We start from the raw sequence: 19468 nt of genomic DNA on the forward strand, positions 1-19468 counted from the left end.
TTTTTTCAAACCCCAAGCTCTCAGTCCACCATCGAAGCCTCCGTCCGATGCACCTTTTCGACCCCCTTGATCGCCTTCACCTTATCCATAATCAGTTTCAGGTCTTCGCTGTTCCGCACATAGAGGCTGATCGTCCCCTCGAAAATTCCGTCGTGGCTGTGCACATGCAACTCCCGGATATTGATATTCAACTCTCCGCTGATAATCTTCGCCAAGTCGTACAGAATCCCCAGCCGGTCGATCCCCCTCACCTCGATCACCGCCAGATACGACATCACCTTTTCGCTCGACCACTTGGCTGGCACGATCCGCTCCCCATGCTGCGCCGAAAGCTTCACCGCCCGGTGGCAGTTTTTCTTGTGCACCTCCACCGTACCGTCCTCTCCCTTGAACCCCACCACCTCGTCTCCCGGAATCGGATTACAACACTCCGCCATCACATACCGATACTCCTCTCCGTCCCCCGCCGGCTCCTCCTCCCGATGTCCCCCCTCCGACGCTCCCCCGCCCAGAAAACGGAACGGATTCGGAAACTGCAACGTCCAGTATTTCATCAACTTGCTCGCCGCATTCTGCTTCAGAATCTTATCCAGCCCGTCGATCGAAATGATCCCCGCCCCCAATTTGCTGTAAAACTCGTCCTTGTTGGAAGAGTGATAGGCCGGCAAGACCTTCCGAAAGACCCGCGCCTGCAACGGCACGCCGAGTTTCTTCATCTCCGCCTCGAAAAGTTCCTGCCCCCGCCGGATATTATTCTCCCCGTCTCGTTTGAGGAACTGTTTGATATACCCCCTCGCCTTCGCCGTCGTGATATGGCCGAGCCATTCGACCTGAGGGTGAGCACTTTGCGACGTCAGAATCTCGATCTGATCCCCCGAATGGATCTCCGCATAGAGCGGCGTAATTTTATAATTGACCTTCGCCCCGATGGCACGATTCCCGATTTTCGAGTGAATGTCGTATGCAAAGTCCAGCACTGTCGCCCCTTTCGGCATCGTCCTCGCCTCGCCGCTCGGCGTAAAGACCACGATTTCAGAGACCTGCAAGTTCATCTTGAAGTTATCCATGAACTCGACCGCATCGTCCGCCGGGCTATTGAGCGCCTCTCTGAGCTTTGCGAGCCATTGATCGAACTCCCGTTCGCTCCGTTTGTCGGTCTCGGCCACCGCGCCGTCCGCCTTATATTTCCAATGCGCAGCGAATCCCCGCTCCGCAATCTCGTTCATCCGCTCCGACCGGATCTGCACCTCGGCCCACACCCCCTCCGGCCCCATCACCGTACAGTGCAGCGCCTCATACCCATTGGCCTTCGGAATGTTGACCCAGTCCCGAATCCGGTCCGGTTTCGGTTTATAGATATCGGTAATGAGCGAATAGAGGTGCCAGCACTGCGATTTTTCGGGAATCAGCGGCGAGGGTTTGAAAACGATCCGAATGGCGAACAGGTCGTAAATCTCCTCGAACGAAACCTGCTTCCGTTTCATCTTCTTCCAGATCGAATAGACCGACTTCACCCTCCCCGAAATCTCGAACTCGATGTTGTTTTCCTTGAGTTTTTCGATGATCGGCGGGTTGAATTTTTCGAGGAACTGCAATCGCTGTACCTCCGTATCGGCCAGTTTCTGGCTGATCTGGTTGTACTCGTCCGCAAAGCGGTACTTCAGACTCAAGTCCTCGAACTCCGTTTTGATGAGATACAGCCCCAGCCGATGTGCCAGCGGAGCAAAGAGATAGATCGTCTCCGAAGCGATTTTCATCTGCTTATGCTTCGGCATCGACCCCAGCGTGCGCATGTTGTGCAACCGGTCGGCGATCTTGATGAGACACACCCGGATATCGTCCGAGAGCGTCAGGATCATCTTTTTGAAATTCTCGGCCTGGCTCGAAATATCCTGCGCGAACGCCCCCGCCAGCTTCGTCAGCCCGTCCACCAGCTTCGCCACCGTCCGTCCGAAGCGGTGTTCGATATCCTCCACCGTATAGTCCGTATCCTCGACCACATCGTGCAACAGGGCCGCCTGCACCGACTTGACCCCCAGCCCGATCTCCGTCACCACGATCCGCGCCACCGCCAGCGGATGCGTGATATACGGTTCCCCCGACTTCCTCCTGACCCCTCGGTGCGCCTCGTTGGCAAAATAGAACGCGCTCCGGATTCGGTCGTAATCCTCCTCGTTCTTACAGATCGCCGCACAGCACTCCAACAGTTCGTCGAACTGCTGTTGCACCATCCATTCGTCCTTCTTGTCGTAACTGTCGGCCGCAGGCACCGTCGCCTCGGCCGGAATCGGGGTAGAATCAGCCATATTGGATCGTTTTCACCACTCTAAGATACGATTTTTTCGCAAAAGATGTCACTTTTCTCCGAAAAAACGCTCCACCCGCCTACCCTCCTCTTCATTAAAAAAGCCGCATCGCCCATTCCGTCCGACCGGACAAGAACTGAGCGACACGGCACTGTCTCCAATTACTATAAACAAATGGAAATCAACCCATCAAAGCCCCCCTACTGTTCCTTCTTCTGCGCCAGATAGGCATCGTACATATCCAGCACCCACGCATCGTCCTCCTTGGCCTCCTTCTTGTGCACCTTCCCTTCGGGCCCCTTGAACCACTTTTTGCAGAACTCTTTCAATCCCGGATACTGCTTGTCCATCAATACCGTGTTGACGAACATATACGGATAAACGATCCCCTCCGGATCATCGTGGAAACGGACGCCGTACATGGTCTTCAGCACCCGCCGCTGAATATTTCCCGTCTGCTCGAACGTCCATATCTTCCACCAATAGGCGGTGGCATTCTCCCCCTCCTTGTTCACGCAAACCAACCTCCGAAGCGTACGATAACGATCGGCAATACTGGGCGCCGCCAGCGGATGCGCCTCCCACCGGATTCCGTCCGGATTGCCTTCGGTCTTCTCGACATATTCGACGCTCTCGACCTCCTCGGCCGTATATTTCACCGGCTCTTTCTCCTTTGCATCCGGCGTCTCCGTGAGCTTGAACGAATAGTTCTCCTTTTTGAACAGCGACGACTCGGCATGCCACCCGCGATGCACATACCCCTCGACACGGTCGCCCGACGTAAGCGTCACCACCACGCGTCGATACTCCTGATCCTGCGTTTTCTTGGCCGCCGCCTCCGGAAAATCAACGCCCGCCGCCATCAGCGAGAGCGCTGCAAATAGCACAAATCGTTTCATAAGCATTCTTTATTCGTTGGAAATCAGGTTCATTATCGGACAATAGTCCCTCAACATCAACACCGTCTTCGCCCGCCCGATGCTCGATTGGAGAATCCGTCGAGCCAGTTCCGGATCATCCTCGACATACTGTGCGAGCCGCTCCCGGAATCGATCCTTCGCCCTCCGGTTAGCCCCACCCACATCCTCGAACCCCTCCTCGCCCGACTTTCTCAAAAAATAAGCGACCCTCGACCGGCTGAAAATCCGTATCCGCTGCCACACCTGTATTCCGCCGTTCGTATCGATCCCATATCCCTTCCTCGCATAGACGCACGCCTGCATATACGGCGTCGTAAAATAGACCCACATCCATCCCGGCCGCTCCGCATAAACGAATCGCCGGGGATGTTCCGGCGTCCGAACGTGCCAGCAGACTATCGAATCGATCTCCTCCGGTTCTATCCACTCCTTATCTTTAGTCTTGCGGAAAGCATCGTGCCAGATTTTCAACCGTCCCGACCGCCTGGGCAGCTCGATCCGATCGTTTCCCGTGCACTCCACCACCTTCCCGCCTTTCAGCCAGACCTTTCCCTCGACAAGCGCCGCCCGAGCCCCCATCGTCCCCGCAAGAACAAGCCACAATACGAACAAAGATTTCACCATAACCTCGAATTGTTTCACATCAACCCCGCCCTCTGCTTTCAAAGATACAAAAATCATCTGGAAATCCAACAAGAAAAATCAAAAAAAAAAAAAAAAACAGAGTTTTAATATTAAAAATATCGGCCAACAACACACCAACAAACCACCAGATCGCGCCCCGGGCTTCCGCGACGCGGGGATCAACGGAGGATGCGGAACCCTGGTCAGCGTCGGAAACAATGGATTCAATTATTCGGCGTCCGTCAGCGGCAACAATGGAATAGGCGTGCATTTCGGCACGAAGAACCTCAACATCATCGCAAGCGACCGCGCCTACGGTCTTCAGTTGCGTTGCCTCTCGGAATAAACGGGCGACACACCCGCCCGGTCGCCCCCACCCGCAAAAAGAAAGGCGACCGACCCTTTAAAGGATCGGTCGCCTGATAAACAAGAATATACCTTAATTATATGCTCTTCGATGGAGTAATATTCTCGCTTTAGGCGCTCACGCCCATCGCCATACCTTTGTGAAACCGGGCGCCGCGTTGCGTTCTTCTCATCTCTTCCGGCAACACCACGTGCCGTTCGGCAAAGTTCAGACACCACTCCTGATAAGCGATAAAAGTTTCGAGATAGGCTCCCAGCGCAAATTTCAGGTCCAACGCCTTTTCCAAACGATCCGCCGAAGCCATCCCAGCCGCCGCAACCGGCCGATTATCAATCCCGGCAATAAAACTCAGAATCATTTGGCGATAAAGAAACCGCTGATACCCATCTACTTCCCGTTCAGAATCCGCCAGAAAATCATACAGCACATCCAGTTTTTCATCATCCGGTTCGATGGCCTGCAACAACTCGGTCACGGCATCCGATTGTTCGCCGATCCGCTGCAACTGTTCTGCCGTAAAATGGGTCTGCGTCGCATATTTTCTGAGCATCGGTTCCAGCCGCCCGCAGCTGTTCTCCACCGAACAACTGAAGAGATAGAATGCCCGATCGCCATCCCCCTGATTGAGGTATTTGCTCGCTTCGGCGAGTTGTCTTTTTGCCTTTTTGATCAGCGTGTCGTTTGCCTGAGTGAAAACTGAAGAGCGCATATCGTATTCTGTTTTTATTTTTAATGATTGTTTTTCTCAGCAGCTCCCTGAGCCTGCCTGCAACTACAAAGACAACTATTGTGCCATTCTCTACAATCACGCCGAACAAATACAAACAAAAATTTTCAAATAACTGATTTACATCATTTTAAAAAACAAAAAATATTAACTTTTCTATTCAGAACTATATTTCATCATTCTCACCTCCTCTTTTTTCCGCCCCGGGCCTCCGCGACGGGGGCAGTATCGGACGATCGGGAGATCTGGTCAGTGTCGGAAACGACGGATTCAATTGGTCAGCCACTGCCAACGTCTTTTTCGGTGTGTATTTGAATTTCAGTATGCAGCTTCTCAATCCCAGCACCGCGAACCACCGTAGCCACGGTTTTCAGTTGCGTTGCCTCTCGGAATAAACAGGCCGCGTGCCCGCGGTGGACAAATGACAGCCTCGCCCCCCCCCCAAAAGTGATAATGACCGCCTCGCTCCAAACGACCACAGCCCACAGACCCACACAACCAACATCCTGTAAGATTCGAGGGTGCGATTCTCTGACAGAGAATCGCACCCTCGAATCTTCAAGAACATGAATAACGAACTACTTGTCCGCCTCCGCCAAAGCAGCACGCACCTTTTCTTCGATCTCCTGCGCCAGCTCCGCGTCTTCCATCAAAATCGCCTTGACCGCTTCGCGTCCCTGAGCCAACTTCCGATCCCCGTACGAGAACCAGGAACCGCTCTTCTTGATGATATTGAACTCCACCCCCCAGTCGATCATTTCACCGATTTTGGAAATCCCCTCGCCGAAAACGATGTCGAACTCGGCCCGCCTGAACGGCGGCGCCATTTTGTTTTTCACGATTTTGACCTTCGTGCGATTCCCCATCGCCTCGTCGCCATCCTTCAGCGACGTCCCCTTGCGCACATCCACCCGAATCGACGAATAGAACTTCAGCGCATTCCCCCCCGTCGTCGTCTCCGGATTCCCGTACACCACCCCGATCTTATCACGCAACTGGTTGATAAAGATGCACAACGTATTGGTTTTACTAATACTCCCCGTCAGTTTACGCAGCGCCTGAGACATCAAACGCGCCTGCAACCCCACCTTCGCTTCTCCCATATCGCCTTCAATTTCCGACTTCGGCGTCAGCGCCGCCACCGAGTCGATGACGACGATATCGATCGCGCTCGACCGAATCAGGTGGTCGGCAATCTCCAACGCCTGTTCCCCATTATCCGGCTGCGAAATCAGGAGGTTATCGACGTCCACTCCCAGTTTTTCTGCATAAAAACGGTCGAAAGCGTGTTCCGCATCGATAAATGCGGCAATCCCGCCTGCCTTTTGCGCTTCGGCGATCGCATGGATCGCGAGCGTCGTCTTCCCCGACGATTCCGGCCCATAGATTTCCACGATCCGTCCCCGCGGATATCCCCCGATCCCCAAAGCGATGTCCAACCCGATCGACCCGGACGAGATCACGGGCACATCTTCGACCACATGGTCGCTCATCCGCATAATCGACCCTTTGCCGAAATCCTTCTCCAACTTATCCATCGCCGCCTGCAACACCTTGAGTTTCTCGGCCGGAATTTCCGGTCGTTTATTCCCTGCCGTCTTAGCTGCCGCCTTTGCCGGCGCTGCTGCTTTTTCTTTTTCTTCTGCCATTGTTCTTATTATGTAATTATCAGCTATTTATTTATCATTTCAAGCAAAAGCCTTCCGTTCAGAAGATTCCCTTCCGCCCCGCCCCGGGCTACCGCAGCCGAGATACAGGCCTTCTTTGGAGCACCGGAAGCAATGGACACAGCTGGACTGCCCAAACAAACGATACATACAGCCTACATTTAAGTTTCAGCATGCAATATCTTCTTTCCAGCTATGCCTACTATCGAGGCCACGGTCTTCAGTTGCGTTGCCTCTCGGAATAAACGCACCCACAGGATGTTTTAATGGCAGCCTCTACCCGAAAGCTGAGCAACAAACTATTGCCCCAGTCCGTCCACTATCTGTTCGAAATGGCGTTTGGTATCCACCTTTTCGAACACCTGCCCGATCACTCCGTCCGTACCGATCACAAAAGTCGTCCGAATCATCCCCATGTACGTTCTTCCCATAAAACGTTTCTCGCCCCACGTTCCGTATGCCTCCGCAATCGCATGGTCGGCATCCGCCAGCAAGGTGAACGGAAGCTGGTGTTTCTCTCTGAATTTCAGATGCGAGGCCACACTGTCCGCACTCACCCCCACGACAACGAACCCCCGTTTCGAAAGTTCGGCATAGCCGTCCCGGAGCGAGCACGCCTCGGCCGTACACCCCGGCGTATTGTCCTTCGGGTAAAAATAGAGAATAACCCGTTTCCCCTCCGCCAACAGGCCGGACAAAGATACAATATTCCCGTTCTGATCCGCCGCTTTGAAATCCGGCGCTTTATCTCCCGCTTTCAACATATTTTCTCGGTCTTCTATTATATATCGTATGCTCGACTACTTAAAAGGCGAATCCGGTTCTTTCGCCATGTGCCGGTAATAGATCTTGTCCAGCAATCCCGGCACAAAAAATTTCAGAATCCGCGTCCCTTTGCCGTCGAAATCCATCAGGAGAGTCCGTTTCCGCCGACCGATCGCCTTGATGATCCGCCGCGCCGCCTCGTCCGCGGTCATCATCTTCCCCTCTTCGCGCGGCGACACTCCCTGCTGCGACCCGTCCGCCGTGAGCGCCGCAAACCGGACGTTCGACGCCGTAAAACCCGGAGCCACGATCAAGACGTGCACCCCTTTTTTCAGGTTCTCGATCCGCACCGTCTCCAACAAGCCGTGCATCGCATATTTCGACGCCGAATAACCCGTCCGTCCCGGCAGCCCGTGAAAACCGGCCACCGACGAAATCCCGACGATACTCCCCCGAGCGCATTGAATGTAAGGCAGTGCATATTTCGTACAATAAACCGCCCCCCAAAAGTTGGTATCCATCAACCTGCGCAGCACGTCCAAATCCACATCGTCGAACAAAGCGCGCATCGAAATACCGGCATTATTGACCAGCACATCGATCCTGCCGAATCGTTCCACGGCTCTATCGATCAACCGTCGGCAATCCTCCTCGCGCGTCACGTCGCACGCCACCGCCTCCCCTTCCGTGGGCAATCCTCTCACCACGGCTTCCAGTTTGTCCACTGTCCGCGCTCCGGCGACCACGTGCGCTCCCAAAGCTGCGAACCGCCGGGCCAGAGCCTCTCCGATCCCCGACGACGCTCCTGTCACGACGACGACTTTGTTTTTGAAATCCATGTATCTCTTTGTTTTTCTGAAAAATCGTATTTTCTCCGTTTATTCCGAGAGGCAACGCAACTGAAAACCGTGGCCACGGCCGTTCACGTAGCTGGAACTGAGGTACTGCGGGCGGAAGTCCAAGAACACCCCGTTAGTCCCGCTGACCGCCGACGACCAACTGTACCCGGTGCCGCCGACGCTCGCCAAAGCACCTAATCGCCCATAATTGCCCGGATCACGGAAGCCCAGGGCGTTTTGTTGGCAGCCTCATTGGAGGTTTCGGCCTTTGGCCCACCTCCGGAGCACACAGCCGAACCTGACAGTTGGTTGGTAAATGAGGCATTGCAGTTGCGGCTCGTAGAGCCCCGCGCGGGCCCCACGTCCCGTGGACGGGCGAAACTGCGTTTCGCTGTGGCAGCCTCTACCCAACAGGATGGAGCTGCACTCAAGCCACACACAAAATCACGCCCTGACCGTCAGCCCGTCATAAGCCAGAAACACCCCCTTCGGCAGCTCCCGGCTCACCTGTTCATAAAACCCCAACTGATGCGAAACATGGGTCAGATAAGCCTGCCCCGGCTTCGCCGCCTTGATCACCGCCAACGCCTCGTCGAGCGTAAAATGCGAGAGGTGCGATTCCCTGCGCAACGCATTGACCACCAAGATATCCACCCCCCTGAACTTTTCGATCTCCTCCGGTTCGATCGCATTCATGTCCGTCAGATAACAGATATTCCCGATCCGATACCCCAATACCGGCAACCGATAGTGCATCCCCCGCACCGGCATCACCCGCACCCCGTGCACATCGAACGCCTCGTCCGTCGAGCGAATCGAATGCAAAACCACCTCCGGCACCCCCGGATACTTCGGCTCCGCGAAAGCATAGTCGAACACCCGCCGCAGCGTCTCCTCCACCCGCGGTTCGCACCAGACATCCACCGCCCGTCCCATCGCATAGTTGAACCCCCGCACATCGTCCATCCCTCCCACATGATCCATATGCCCGTGCGTGTAGAGGATCGCCTCGATCCCCGCCACCCCGGCCCGGAGCATCTGATACCTGAAGTCCGGCCCCGTATCGATCACGATCCGCGCCCCGTTCTCCGCCGTCACCAGCACCGACGACCGCAGCCGCCGATCCCGCCGATCCGACGAGGCACAAACCCCGCAGCGGCATCCGATCATCGGCACCCCCTGCGAGGTGCCGGTGCCCAAAAAAGTCAGTTCCGTCATGAGTGGAAAAGTGTCAGACCAGCTTCAACTCCCGTTTGATGCGTTCGATCTTCTCGCCCAGCTGCGCATTCACCGCATCATAAGCCGCCACATCCGCGAGCGGCTCCCGCACCCCGAAGTAGAACTTGATCTTCGGTTCCGTACCGCTCGGCCGCACCGAAACGATCGTCGAATCCTCGGTCACGAACTGCAACACGTCCGACTTCGGCAGATGATCCATCGCCTCCCTCACGCCATTGACAATTTTATACTGCCCCTGGTAATCACGCACCTCGACCACCCGGGAACCCGCCAGCGAAGTCGGCGGAGTCGCTCTGAAATCCGCCATCATCTGCCGAATCTCCTCCTGCCCCTCCTTCCCCTTGCGCACCACCGACACCAGCCCCTCCTTGAAGAAACCGTACTTCACGTAAATCGCCTTCAGCAAATCCAGCAGCGATCCCTTTCCCGTATGTTTCGCCCACGCCGCACACTCGGCCACCATCGACGCACTCGCCACCGCATCCTTGTCCCGCACCGAATCTCCCACCAAGTAGCCGTAGCTCTCCTCGCCCCCGCCGATAAACTGTTTCTTGCCCTCGTTTTCGCGAATCACCGCCGCAATGAACTTGAAGCCCGTCAGCACATCATAGCACTCCACCCCGAACGAAGCCGCAATCCGGGCTATCAATTCCGTGGTCACCACCGTCTTCACCACAAACTCCTTCCCCCCGTTCGGATGCAACCGCCCCAGCTCCTTCCACCGTTCCAGCAGATAATAGGTGAGCAACGTCCCCGTCTGGTTCCCATTGAGCAACAGCATCCCGCCCCCGTCTTCCGAAGACTGCCGCACCGCGATCCCGATCCGGTCAGCATCCGGGTCGGTCGCGATCACCAGATCGGCCCCCGTCTCGTCCGCCTTGGCCAGCGCCAGCTTCAGAGCCGACGGCTCCTCCGGATTGGGCGACACCACGGTCGGGAAATTCCCGTCATTCACGTCCTGTTCCGGCACATGGATCACATTTTCGAACCCGTACCGCGCCAGAGACTCCGGCACCAGCCGCACCCCCGTCCCGTGAATCGGCGTATAGACAATCCCCATCCCTTTATTGGCCCGCACCGCCTCCGGCGACACCGACAACCCCGCGATCATATCCAGATAAGCCTTATCCACCTCGTCGCCGATCATCACGATACGCCCCCCGGCCGCCTCCGCTCCCGAGAATTTGACCTGCGACACGTCCGAGATTTTATTCACCTCGTCAATAATATTCTTATCATGCGGCGCAATCACCTGCGCCCCGTCGTTCCAATAGGCCTTATACCCGTTGTACTCCTTCGGATTGTGCGACGCCGTCACCACCACACCGCTCATACACCCCAAATAGCGGATCGCGAAACTGAGCTCCGGCGTCGGCCGCAGCGCGTCGAACAGATAGACCGTAAAGCCATTGGCAGCAAAGACATCCGCCGTGGTCTTGGCAAACAGGTCGCTGTTGTTCCGACAGTCATGCGCCACCGCCACCTTGATTTCCTGTCCCGGGAAAGACTTTTTCAGGTAGTTCGCCAGCCCCTGCGTCGCCATCCCCACCGTGTAGACATTCATCCGATTCGTCCCCACCCCCATAATCCCACGCAAACCGCCCGTTCCGAACTCCAGCGTCCGATAGAACGACTCCGTCAACTCCTTCGGGTCGTTTTCCATCATCCGGCGCACCTCCGCCTTGGTCGCCTCGTCGAATCCGCCGTCGAGCCACTGCTGTGCCCGTTCGATCACCGTTTTGTCTACCTGATTTTCCATAATATCGTGGGTTTAAAAATTCTTCGTTTTCGCTCGAAATCTCCCCTTAGCTCCCTACAAATTTAGCGTTTTTCTCCGAACCCGCAACCCCCGGTTCGAAAACCCTTTTCACCCCCGAAATCCACCCCGAACCGTCGCCGCCCCGGCCGCCATTTTTCGCCGCTGCCCAATGTGCTGAAGACCAAAAGGAAGAGAATTTAAAAAATAAACAATAGAATGATTACCAGACTAATAAAATTTTTACATCTACAATAAATTCACCTATTAATCCTTAAATCGTCTATTACCAAACGGTTGTCGAAAAGGCCGAAACGGGCATAATCAAACATTCAAAAAAAACAACTCCCGGATGTTTTTTTTATTCCGATTTATTACTCACTTTTGCACTGCTGAAAGGGGAAATTCCCCTGTTCGGAAAGACCTGTTTTTTTCACTCATCACTCATGGCTTCGGGCGAGATTTTAGAAGAGCGGTATCACGCCATTTGGCAACATTGTCTGAGTCTGATCAAGCGTCAGACCTCGGACGATGAGTTCGTCAAATGGTTCAAGCCGATGGTTCCGTTGAGCTTCGACGGAGAGAATCTCCGTGTGCGGGTGCCGGATCAGGGCCATGTGCGGTATATCGAGCAGAACTACATCTCGATGCTGCGACCGATTATCCGCGAAGAGTTCGGGGTGAAAACCAGGCTGCACTACGCCATTCCCACCGCCCATCCGAAAGGACAACAGGGGGGAGGGAATAGTAGCAACGCATCTTTATATAGTCAGACCGACACCTCGACGATCAAGAACCCGTTTATTATTCCGGGGATCAAGCGCGAGACGGTCGATCCGCAACTCAATCCGGAACTGACCTTCGAAAACCATATCGAAGGAGACTGCAACCGGCTGGCCAGATCGGCGGGAATATCCATTAGCGTGGCGCCGGGGAAGACTTCGTTCAACCCGCTCTTTATCTACGGGGGGTCGGGTCTCGGGAAGACCCATATCGCACAGGCGATCGGATGGGCCATCAAGGAACGGGATCAGGAGTGCAAGGTGCTTTATGTCAGCGCAAACCGGTTCCAGAGCCAGTTCCAGACCGCGGCTTGGCGAGGGGAACTCAACGACTTCATCCAGTTCTACCAGATGATCGACGTGCTGATTATCGATGACATTCAGGAACTCGCGGGGAAGCCGGGGACGCAAAATATCTTCTTCAACATATTCAGCCACCTCAGGATGCTGGGAAAACAGCTGATTCTCACTTCGGATCGGCCGCCGGTGGAGTTGACGGATATCGAAGAACGGCTGATTACCAGATTCAAATGGGGATTGTCGGCACAGCTTACCGTGCCGGATACGACCACTAAAATCGAAATCATCCGCCACAAGTGCGGACGGATGGGACTGGAGGTGGGCGAGGAGGTGATTCACTTTTTGGCGCAGAACATCAAAGCCAATGTGCGAGAGATTGAAGGGGCTTTGACCTCGTTGGAAGCGCATTCGCGCTTGCTCGGGAAGCAGATTACGCTGGAGCTGACCAAAAATGTGATGCGGGACATCGTGAAGATCGAGACCAGGGAGATTACGGTGGATTCCATTATCGAATTGACCTGCTCTACATTGAAAATCGACAAGTCTGTACTTTTGTCGGCACAACGCACACGCGAGGTGGCACAGGCGAGACAGATTGCCATGTACCTCTGCAAACGGCATACGAAGACTCCGCTCTCCGGGATTGGATTGGCTTTGGGGGGAAAGAACCATGCCACGGTTTTGCATGCTTGCAAAACGATTCCGAACTTGATCGAGACGGACAAGATTATCCGGCAACAGGTCGAAGAGATCGAACGGGTTCTGTTGCGATGATCGATTCCGCATTTATTACGCGAATCAGTCTATATCTTTGAGACAACAAAATATTCAGGATTTTGTTGTCTTTTTTACAGACCGGCACACGCTATTCCACGCCCGCCATCGCCGGTAATTTTTCCCCATCGAGCAACACCCAATCGGCACAATCCCAAATCAACCGAATCGTCCGCTCCTGAAAACCCAACGAGTCGCTCAGCTCCTCCAGATTGATCAAATACGTTCTCTGCCTCTCATCTCTGGCAAAAATTTCCCAAAATCTTTTCAATTCCTCACCCTCCACGGATCTGCTCTCCGCCTGCCCGATCAGACTATCGCACCGGGTCCGGAAATCCGAAAAATAGGCATACACGCCCCTCTTCGGCCACCCGACTCCATCCAACCCGACACCTCCGCTAAAGCGTACGCCCCGCAACACAGCCTCTTCAAACGAGACGCCCTCCATACGATTGCTCTCTCCTCCTCGCGTCGCCTCGCCGACACCGAACACACAGTTCGCAACCTCTCCCATAAAAACAACATCCCTAAAATACGACCACCCGAAATCCACTCCCTCGAAATCACAATTGACAAACCTACAATCAATAAACGTACACCGTCCAACCTCCCGCAGTTTCACCTCCTGAAACAGACAGTGTTCATACACGGATGGTTTCCGCCCGCTCCCCATGCCGAACTCCGCCAATCTCGTCCGCACAAAATCGCACCACTCGAACCGACACCCATACGCATGCACCCCGGTTAAATCCGCCTCCGTAAAGTCGCATTCACTGAACGTCTTGTTCCGCCATCGTTCGCTCCGTCCCCCACGACTGAAATCAGCCCCTCGAAACTGACACACCATAACCGCATCAAAAGAACGACCGATTTTTACCTCTTTCCCCTCAAAATCTCCCATCCATATCTTCTGACAATCCGACTTCATATTCCTTTCCGATATTTTTTATTTCTATCAAATTTCTCTTTTGGCACGAGGTTTGTAACTAATCGGGTAACGCTTCAACTCACCGGTCTGGAAGAGCCAACACGACCTTCTCACCGATGGCAAGTAAGCACATATTACACTTCTTCATAGTAAAACACGATCGCGCCTGCGCAAGCAATCGCCGAATGTGTGGTACAATGAAAGCCAAAAGGGGATTCAAACATCCCCTTTTTTATTTTTTTTAATCCTTCGATTATCCGTGTCTACCCGGATAGAACCGTACCTTTCTTGAAAGAAAGGTACCCAAAGAACTTTTGCAGAGGTCGTCCCGTTGGGCCGACCACGGGTTATCTCCGCCTTGTTTCGTTGGGCTGGGATTTTTCCGGTGGGCGCGCTTAAAGGTAGTTCGCTACATAATAGCGCGCCACACCGAGAAATCCAGCCCAACCTACCGGGCAGACACGGCCAGCGCATCCCGCAGGGATGCGCTCTGAAGTTTTTTTGGGTTCTTTTTGTTCACAACCGACGCTGCCAGCGAGAGCAATGCAAACGAAGTTTGCAAATTGCCGAGCGGCGAGGAGGAAAACGAGCGCAGCGAAGTTAAAAAGAACAGTACCCTCAAGGGCAAGTACAGATAATCGAACGGTTACAGATAATAGACAAAGAAGCCCCACGGCGGGAGATAGAAATGCGAATGGCCGCGCAACTCCGCCAGCGAAGGAGAGCCCACCTGCCGGAACGAACCGTTGAAATCTTCATCGTAGACCTCGAAATCCGCGTGTTCCGCAGAAAGATTGAAGAGCCCCATCACAAGCGAATCCCCCACCCTTCGTTTGATCGACAAAACCCTGTTCAACAACGAATTATCCATCGCATACACATCTCCCCCCTCCATTCCGCCCCGCAAAGCCGCCTGAGAATGCCGCAAAGCATTCAACTCTTGATAGAAACCCGTCCACTCGCCTCCGAGAGCCGACCAATCGATGCAATCCTTGTCGAAGAAAGCCAACTGCCGATCCGATCCCGCCTCCTGCCCGTTGTAGATAAGCGGCATGCCCGGCAACAGATAAGTCAGCGCCGCCATCATCCGCACCGCCCCCCCGAAGCGTTGAAATTCAGAGCCATTCCACGAATTTTCGTCGTGATTCGACGTAAACCGCATCCGCAAAGCTGCCGGCGAATACAGCTCCGCCTCGTATTGCAGCCTCCCCCGCAACGCCGACGCCGGTTCCGGCACCTTGCCCTGTGCGATATCCACCATCAGGTGGTGCACCTCCCACGAATAAGTCGCATCGAACGCCACCCGGTGAAACTCCGGCCCCTCCGCCTCCGCCAGCACGAACAACCCGCGCGACTGCGCATCCATAAACGCCTCCAGCTCAGGCACACACGCCTCCCAAAACGCCAACGGTTCGAGCATCGCCATATCCACCCGGAACCCATCGATCGCCGTCTCGCGCAGCCAAAACAGCATCGCCTCCGTCATCCCCCGCCGCATCGCCGGAGAGTCGTAGTCCAGCTGCGCAGTGTCCGTCCAGTCATACGGCGTAGCGATCTCCCCCGTCTCCGGATCGCGCTTGTACCACTCCGGATGCTCCGTCACCCACACCGCATCCCGCGACGTATGGTTCGGCACCCAGTCCAAAATGATCCGCATCCCCGCCTCGTGGATGGCCTCCACCAACGCCCGGAACTCCTCGAACGTCCCGAACTCCGGATTCACCGCACAATAATCCCGAATCGAGTAGTAACTGCCCAGCGTCCCCTTCCTCCGCTCCTCGCCGATCGGGTAGATCGGCATCAGCCACAAAATATCCACCCCGAGCGCCTGCAAGCGAGGCAGCTGTTCCCGCACCGCCGCAAAAGTCCCCTCCGGCGAGAACTGCCGCACGTTCAACTCATAAATCACCGCCCGCGAAGCCCACTCCGGATGCCGCTTGCATACCGGCGGCTGACAACGATACAACAACTGCCCCATTCTATCCGATTTTTACAATAATTCGTTCATGCCCCACCTTATACAAATCCCCACCGATCACCACCTCCGCCTCCCCGCCATTTTCCGAAGAGACCGCCACCTCGCCCGCCGCCACGCGAATCGAGAGAATCGCCCCCCGATAGTGTAGCCGAAACGCCAGCGAGCTCCACCCCTCCGGCAACCGAGGCGCAATATGCAACTTTCCGTCCAGCCCGATCCTCACGCCGCCGAAACCCTCGATCACCGAGAGCCACGACCCCGCCATGCTCGTAATGTGCAGTCCTTCATGCACCTCGCGGTTGTAGTCGTCCAAATCCAAACGCGCCGTCCGGAGGTACAGCTCATACGCCTTTTCCGCCCGCCCCGTCAACGAAGCCAGGATCGAGTGCACGCACGGCGACAGTGACGATTCGTGCACCGTCCGCGGCTCGTAAAAGTCGAAATTCCGCGCAATGACATCCCTGTCGAAAAACTCCTGAAAGAAATACAACCCCTGAAGCACATCCGCCTGCTTGATGAAACAGCTCCTCAGAATCCGATCCCACGACCAGTGCTGGTTGATCGGACGTTCGCTCACAGGAATATCCTCCGCCATCACCTGCTCCTTGTCCATATAGCCCTCCTGTTGCAGGAATATCCCCTCCTTATCCACCGGCGATTCCGGCCATACCGGCAAAAACATCCCCTCCGCCACCTCCGCCCACCGCGCCAACTCGACCGCCGAAACCGCCGCCGCCCGGTGTTTCGGATCACGGGACGCGACATACCCCACCGCATCAATCGCATATTTCAGGCACCACGCCGCCAAGTAGTTGGTATACCAGTTGTTGTTGACATTATTCTCATACTCGTTCGGCCCCGTCACCCCCAGAATCACGAACCTCCCTTTCGGTTCCGACCACGTAGCCCGCTGGGCCCAGAACCGCGCAATCCCAATCAAAACTTCCGCCCCGCCCTCGAAAAGATAGTCCTGCCGCCCCGTATAGCGACAGAAATTGTAGATCGCATAGGCAATCGCCCCGTTCCGGTGAATCTCCTCGAAGGTGATCTCCCACTCGTTGTGACACTCCTCGCCCGTCATCGTCACCATCGGATAGAGCGCCGCCCCGCCCGAAAATCCCAGCTTGCGGGCATTCTCGATCGCCTGCGGCAGCTGTTTGTAGCGATACAGAAGCAGCTGTCGCGCCACCTCCTCGCCGCACGTCGCCAGGTAGAACGGCAGACAGTACGCCTCCGTATCCCAATAGGTACTCCCGCCGTACTTCTCGCCCGTAAACCCTTTCGGCCCCACGTTCAAGCGGCTGTCCCGCCCCGTATAGGTCTGAAGCAGCTGGAAAATGCAAAACCGGATTCCCTGTTGCGCCCGCTCGTCGCCGCCGATCACCACATCGCACCCCTCCCACCGTTCCGCCCAAGCCGCCTCGTGCGCCATCAAAACCGCCTCAAACCCCTGTTCAAGAGCCCGTTGCGCCACTCCGCACGCCACATCGGCCAGTTCCCCCGCCGGATGATTGAGCGAAGAAACCACCCCCACAAACTTCTCAATGATAACAGATTGCCCCGCCGACAAAACCGCTTCAAAACGCTCCGCCACCCGCTCTCCCGCCGACAAATTTTCGCCGCTCAGCCTCCGATCCGCACAAGAGACCGCCACCCGCTGCCCCCAACACACCTCGAATCCCGTCTTCCGCGTCCGCATCGTCAACGCACGAGCGTCCCGATCCAAAGACGAGAGTTCCCAGAATTTTTCGTCGTAGTTGGCATCCTCGTTCCGCACATCGCCCTCGACAAACACCGTCGCCGCCACCTCCACATCATCCCCCGACAGCAATGTCAGTTTATAAGATACCGCCCCCAACTCCGGTTCCGACATCGAGACGAGCCTCCTCGCCTCCACCGCCACCCGCACGCCGCTCTTCGGCAGCACCACCGTAAACTCCCGCGTCAACAGCCCCCGCCGCATATCCAGTTCGCGCCGAAAATCGCCGACCACCGCCCCCGGAGCCGCCAAATCCAGCCGCTCGCCACCTATATATAGATCCACTCCCGGCCAGAACGCCGAGTTGAGCACCTTGGCAAAGTACTCCGGATAGCCGTTCTTCCACCACCCCACCCGCGTCTTATCCGGATAGTACACCCCGCCGATATAGTTCCCCTGCAAGGACTCTCCGCTGAAAAACTCCTCGAAATTGGCCCGTCCGCCCATCGCCCCGTTCCCCACGCTGAAAAGACTCTCCGACGCCCGACACGCCCGCCCGTCGGCGGCGTCGAACCCTGTCTCGACGATCCGCCACGGATCAATTTCCAATCTGCGCTCTCCCATTACCGTAACGTATTAATCTGATTTTTAATATCCTCCCACGAAATCCCCGCAAATCCCGGCACCACTCGATCGGCCCCGCGCAAAATTTCCGGCGAGCCGATCCCGACACAGTGCATCCCTCCCGCACGCGCCGCCTCGATCCCCGCCTCGGCATCCTCAAATACGACGCACTCCGCCGGCAGAATACCGCCCCCGAGCATCGAAGCGCAGGTCAGAAAGACCTCCGGATCGGGTTTCGTCCGCTGCACCATCGTCCCGTCCACCACCGCATCGAACAGCGCTCCGATCTTCAGCCGATCGAGTATGATGACTGTATTTTTGCTGGCCGACCCCAAGGCCGTCCGCACTCCGTCCGCCCGCACCTGCTCCAGAAAAGAGAGCACGCCGGGCAAGATTTCCCGCGGTGTCATCCGCGAGATATATTCCACATACCATCCGTTTTTTCTCGCCGCCATCTCCTCTTTCCTGGCCTCGGAGAAAGCATCGGGCCCGAAACCGCCCACCTCCAACAGAATATCGAGCGACCGCATCCGACTGACCCCCTTGAGCCGTTCATTATCCGCCTCGATGAAGTCGAAGCCCAGCTCCTCGGCCAGCCGCCGCCAGGCGAAATAATGGTATTTCGCCGTATCGACGATCACACCGTCCAGATCGAAAATCGCTCCTCGTATGTTCATATTCGGTTGTTCTGAATCTCCCTTGGGTCAAATATAGGAATTTTTAGACGGAATCTCACCTCCCCAGTCCGCCCCGGGCTTCCGCGATTCGGGTTATCGCGGTACGGGCGGCGGGGCGCTGTATAGTGTCTGCGAAAGCGGTTACAGTTGGTCTTCGGGGGTCAACGACATCGGGGGCATGTACTTGTATTTCGGTGTGAATGCGCTCTCTCCCGGCCACGCGTTCAATCGCGGTTTCGGTTTCCAGTTGCGTTGCCTCTCGGAATAAACGGACGCCCATAGGGCGTTTTACTGGCTGTGTCTACCCTATAATGGGAAACGAGGCAGGCCGATTGTTTGGGGTAGAGGCGATTAGCTTTCGAGTGCCGAGCGGCACTGCCCCGGGCTACCGCAGCCTCGCCTCGGGCACACCGGGCGGGGTCGGAAATGTCGGCTACAACTGGTCGTCCATGGTCAGCGGGATCTACGGGCGTTTCTTGTGGTTCACCGCACAAGA

At 55.8% G+C, this 19468-nt stretch carries 15 protein-coding genes; 1 reads left to right on the forward strand and 14 read right to left on the reverse strand.

The annotated features are described in order from the left end of the window. Positions 1-20 precede the first annotated feature (20 nt). From QZ302_RS00505 to QZ302_RS00550, 10 genes are all read right to left on the reverse strand, one after another. Entirely contained in the window at positions 21-2231 is a 2211-nt protein-coding gene (locus tag QZ302_RS00505; protein ID WP_294591327.1) for a RelA/SpoT family protein, read from the reverse strand. Between the two features lie 275 nt (positions 2232-2506). Continuing rightward, entirely contained in the window at positions 2507-3205 is a 699-nt protein-coding gene (locus QZ302_RS00510) for a hypothetical protein (RefSeq protein ID WP_294591299.1), read from the reverse strand. 9 nt (positions 3206-3214) lie between these two features. Further along, positions 3215-3850, reverse strand: coding sequence for a hypothetical protein (locus QZ302_RS00515; RefSeq protein ID WP_294591301.1), 636 nt, complete (start codon positions 3848-3850; stop codon positions 3215-3217). 19 nt (positions 3851-3869) lie between these two features. Further along, the gene (locus QZ302_RS00520) at positions 3870-4121 is read right to left on the reverse strand and encodes a hypothetical protein (protein WP_294591303.1); all 252 of its coding nucleotides are present in this window, start codon (positions 4119-4121) and stop codon (positions 3870-3872) included. A gap of 205 nt (positions 4122-4326) precedes the next feature. Then, entirely contained in the window at positions 4327-4926 is a 600-nt protein-coding gene (locus QZ302_RS00525; RefSeq protein WP_294591305.1) for a hypothetical protein, read from the reverse strand. Between the two features lie 596 nt (positions 4927-5522). Next, the gene (recA, locus tag QZ302_RS00530; protein WP_294591307.1) at positions 5523-6593 is read right to left on the reverse strand and encodes a recombinase RecA; all 1071 of its coding nucleotides are present in this window, start codon (positions 6591-6593) and stop codon (positions 5523-5525) included. 317 nt (positions 6594-6910) lie between these two features. Further along, positions 6911-7375, reverse strand: a complete 465-nt coding sequence (gene bcp / locus QZ302_RS00535; protein WP_294591309.1) for a thioredoxin-dependent thiol peroxidase — start codon at positions 7373-7375, stop codon at positions 6911-6913. 36 nt (positions 7376-7411) lie between these two features. Next, positions 7412-8215, reverse strand: coding sequence for an SDR family oxidoreductase (locus QZ302_RS00540; protein ID WP_294591311.1), 804 nt, complete (start codon positions 8213-8215; stop codon positions 7412-7414). A gap of 444 nt (positions 8216-8659) precedes the next feature. Continuing rightward, positions 8660-9433 carry an MBL fold metallo-hydrolase gene (locus tag QZ302_RS00545; protein ID WP_294591313.1) on the reverse strand — a complete coding sequence of 258 codons (774 nt, stop codon included), beginning with the start codon at positions 9431-9433 and terminating at the stop codon, positions 8660-8662. 13 nt (positions 9434-9446) lie between these two features. Then, a complete protein-coding gene (locus tag QZ302_RS00550) occupies positions 9447-11213 on the reverse strand; it encodes a phospho-sugar mutase (RefSeq protein WP_294591315.1) in 1767 nt (588 codons plus the stop codon). 443 nt (positions 11214-11656) lie between these two features. Here QZ302_RS00550 and dnaA point away from each other — a divergent pair, with 443 nt between their 5' ends. Next, complete coding sequence (gene dnaA, locus QZ302_RS00555; RefSeq protein WP_294591317.1) at positions 11657-13066, forward strand: chromosomal replication initiator protein DnaA; 1410 nt, start codon at positions 11657-11659, stop codon at positions 13064-13066. A 91-nt stretch (positions 13067-13157) separates the two neighbouring features. On the opposite strand, the gene QZ302_RS00560 is transcribed toward dnaA, so the two are convergent. From QZ302_RS00560 to pgmB, 4 genes are all read right to left on the reverse strand, one after another. Next, the gene (locus tag QZ302_RS00560) at positions 13158-13994 is read right to left on the reverse strand and encodes a pentapeptide repeat-containing protein (RefSeq protein ID WP_294591319.1); all 837 of its coding nucleotides are present in this window, start codon (positions 13992-13994) and stop codon (positions 13158-13160) included. 646 nt (positions 13995-14640) lie between these two features. Further along, entirely contained in the window at positions 14641-15972 is a 1332-nt protein-coding gene (locus tag QZ302_RS00565) for an alpha-amylase family glycosyl hydrolase (protein ID WP_294591321.1), read from the reverse strand. 1 nt (position 15973) lies between these two features. After that, entirely contained in the window at positions 15974-18295 is a 2322-nt protein-coding gene (locus QZ302_RS00570) for a family 65 glycosyl hydrolase domain-containing protein (protein WP_294591323.1), read from the reverse strand. Continuing rightward, on the reverse strand, positions 18295-18972 hold the full coding sequence (gene pgmB / locus QZ302_RS00575) for a beta-phosphoglucomutase (RefSeq protein ID WP_294591325.1): 678 nt from the start codon (positions 18970-18972) through the stop codon (positions 18295-18297). Before pgmB ends, QZ302_RS00570 begins: the two co-directional genes overlap by 1 nt. Positions 18973-19468 lie beyond the last annotated feature (496 nt).

Source organism: uncultured Rikenella sp., assembly GCF_910579375.1.
GTDB lineage: Bacteria > Bacteroidota > Bacteroidia > Bacteroidales > Rikenellaceae > Rikenella.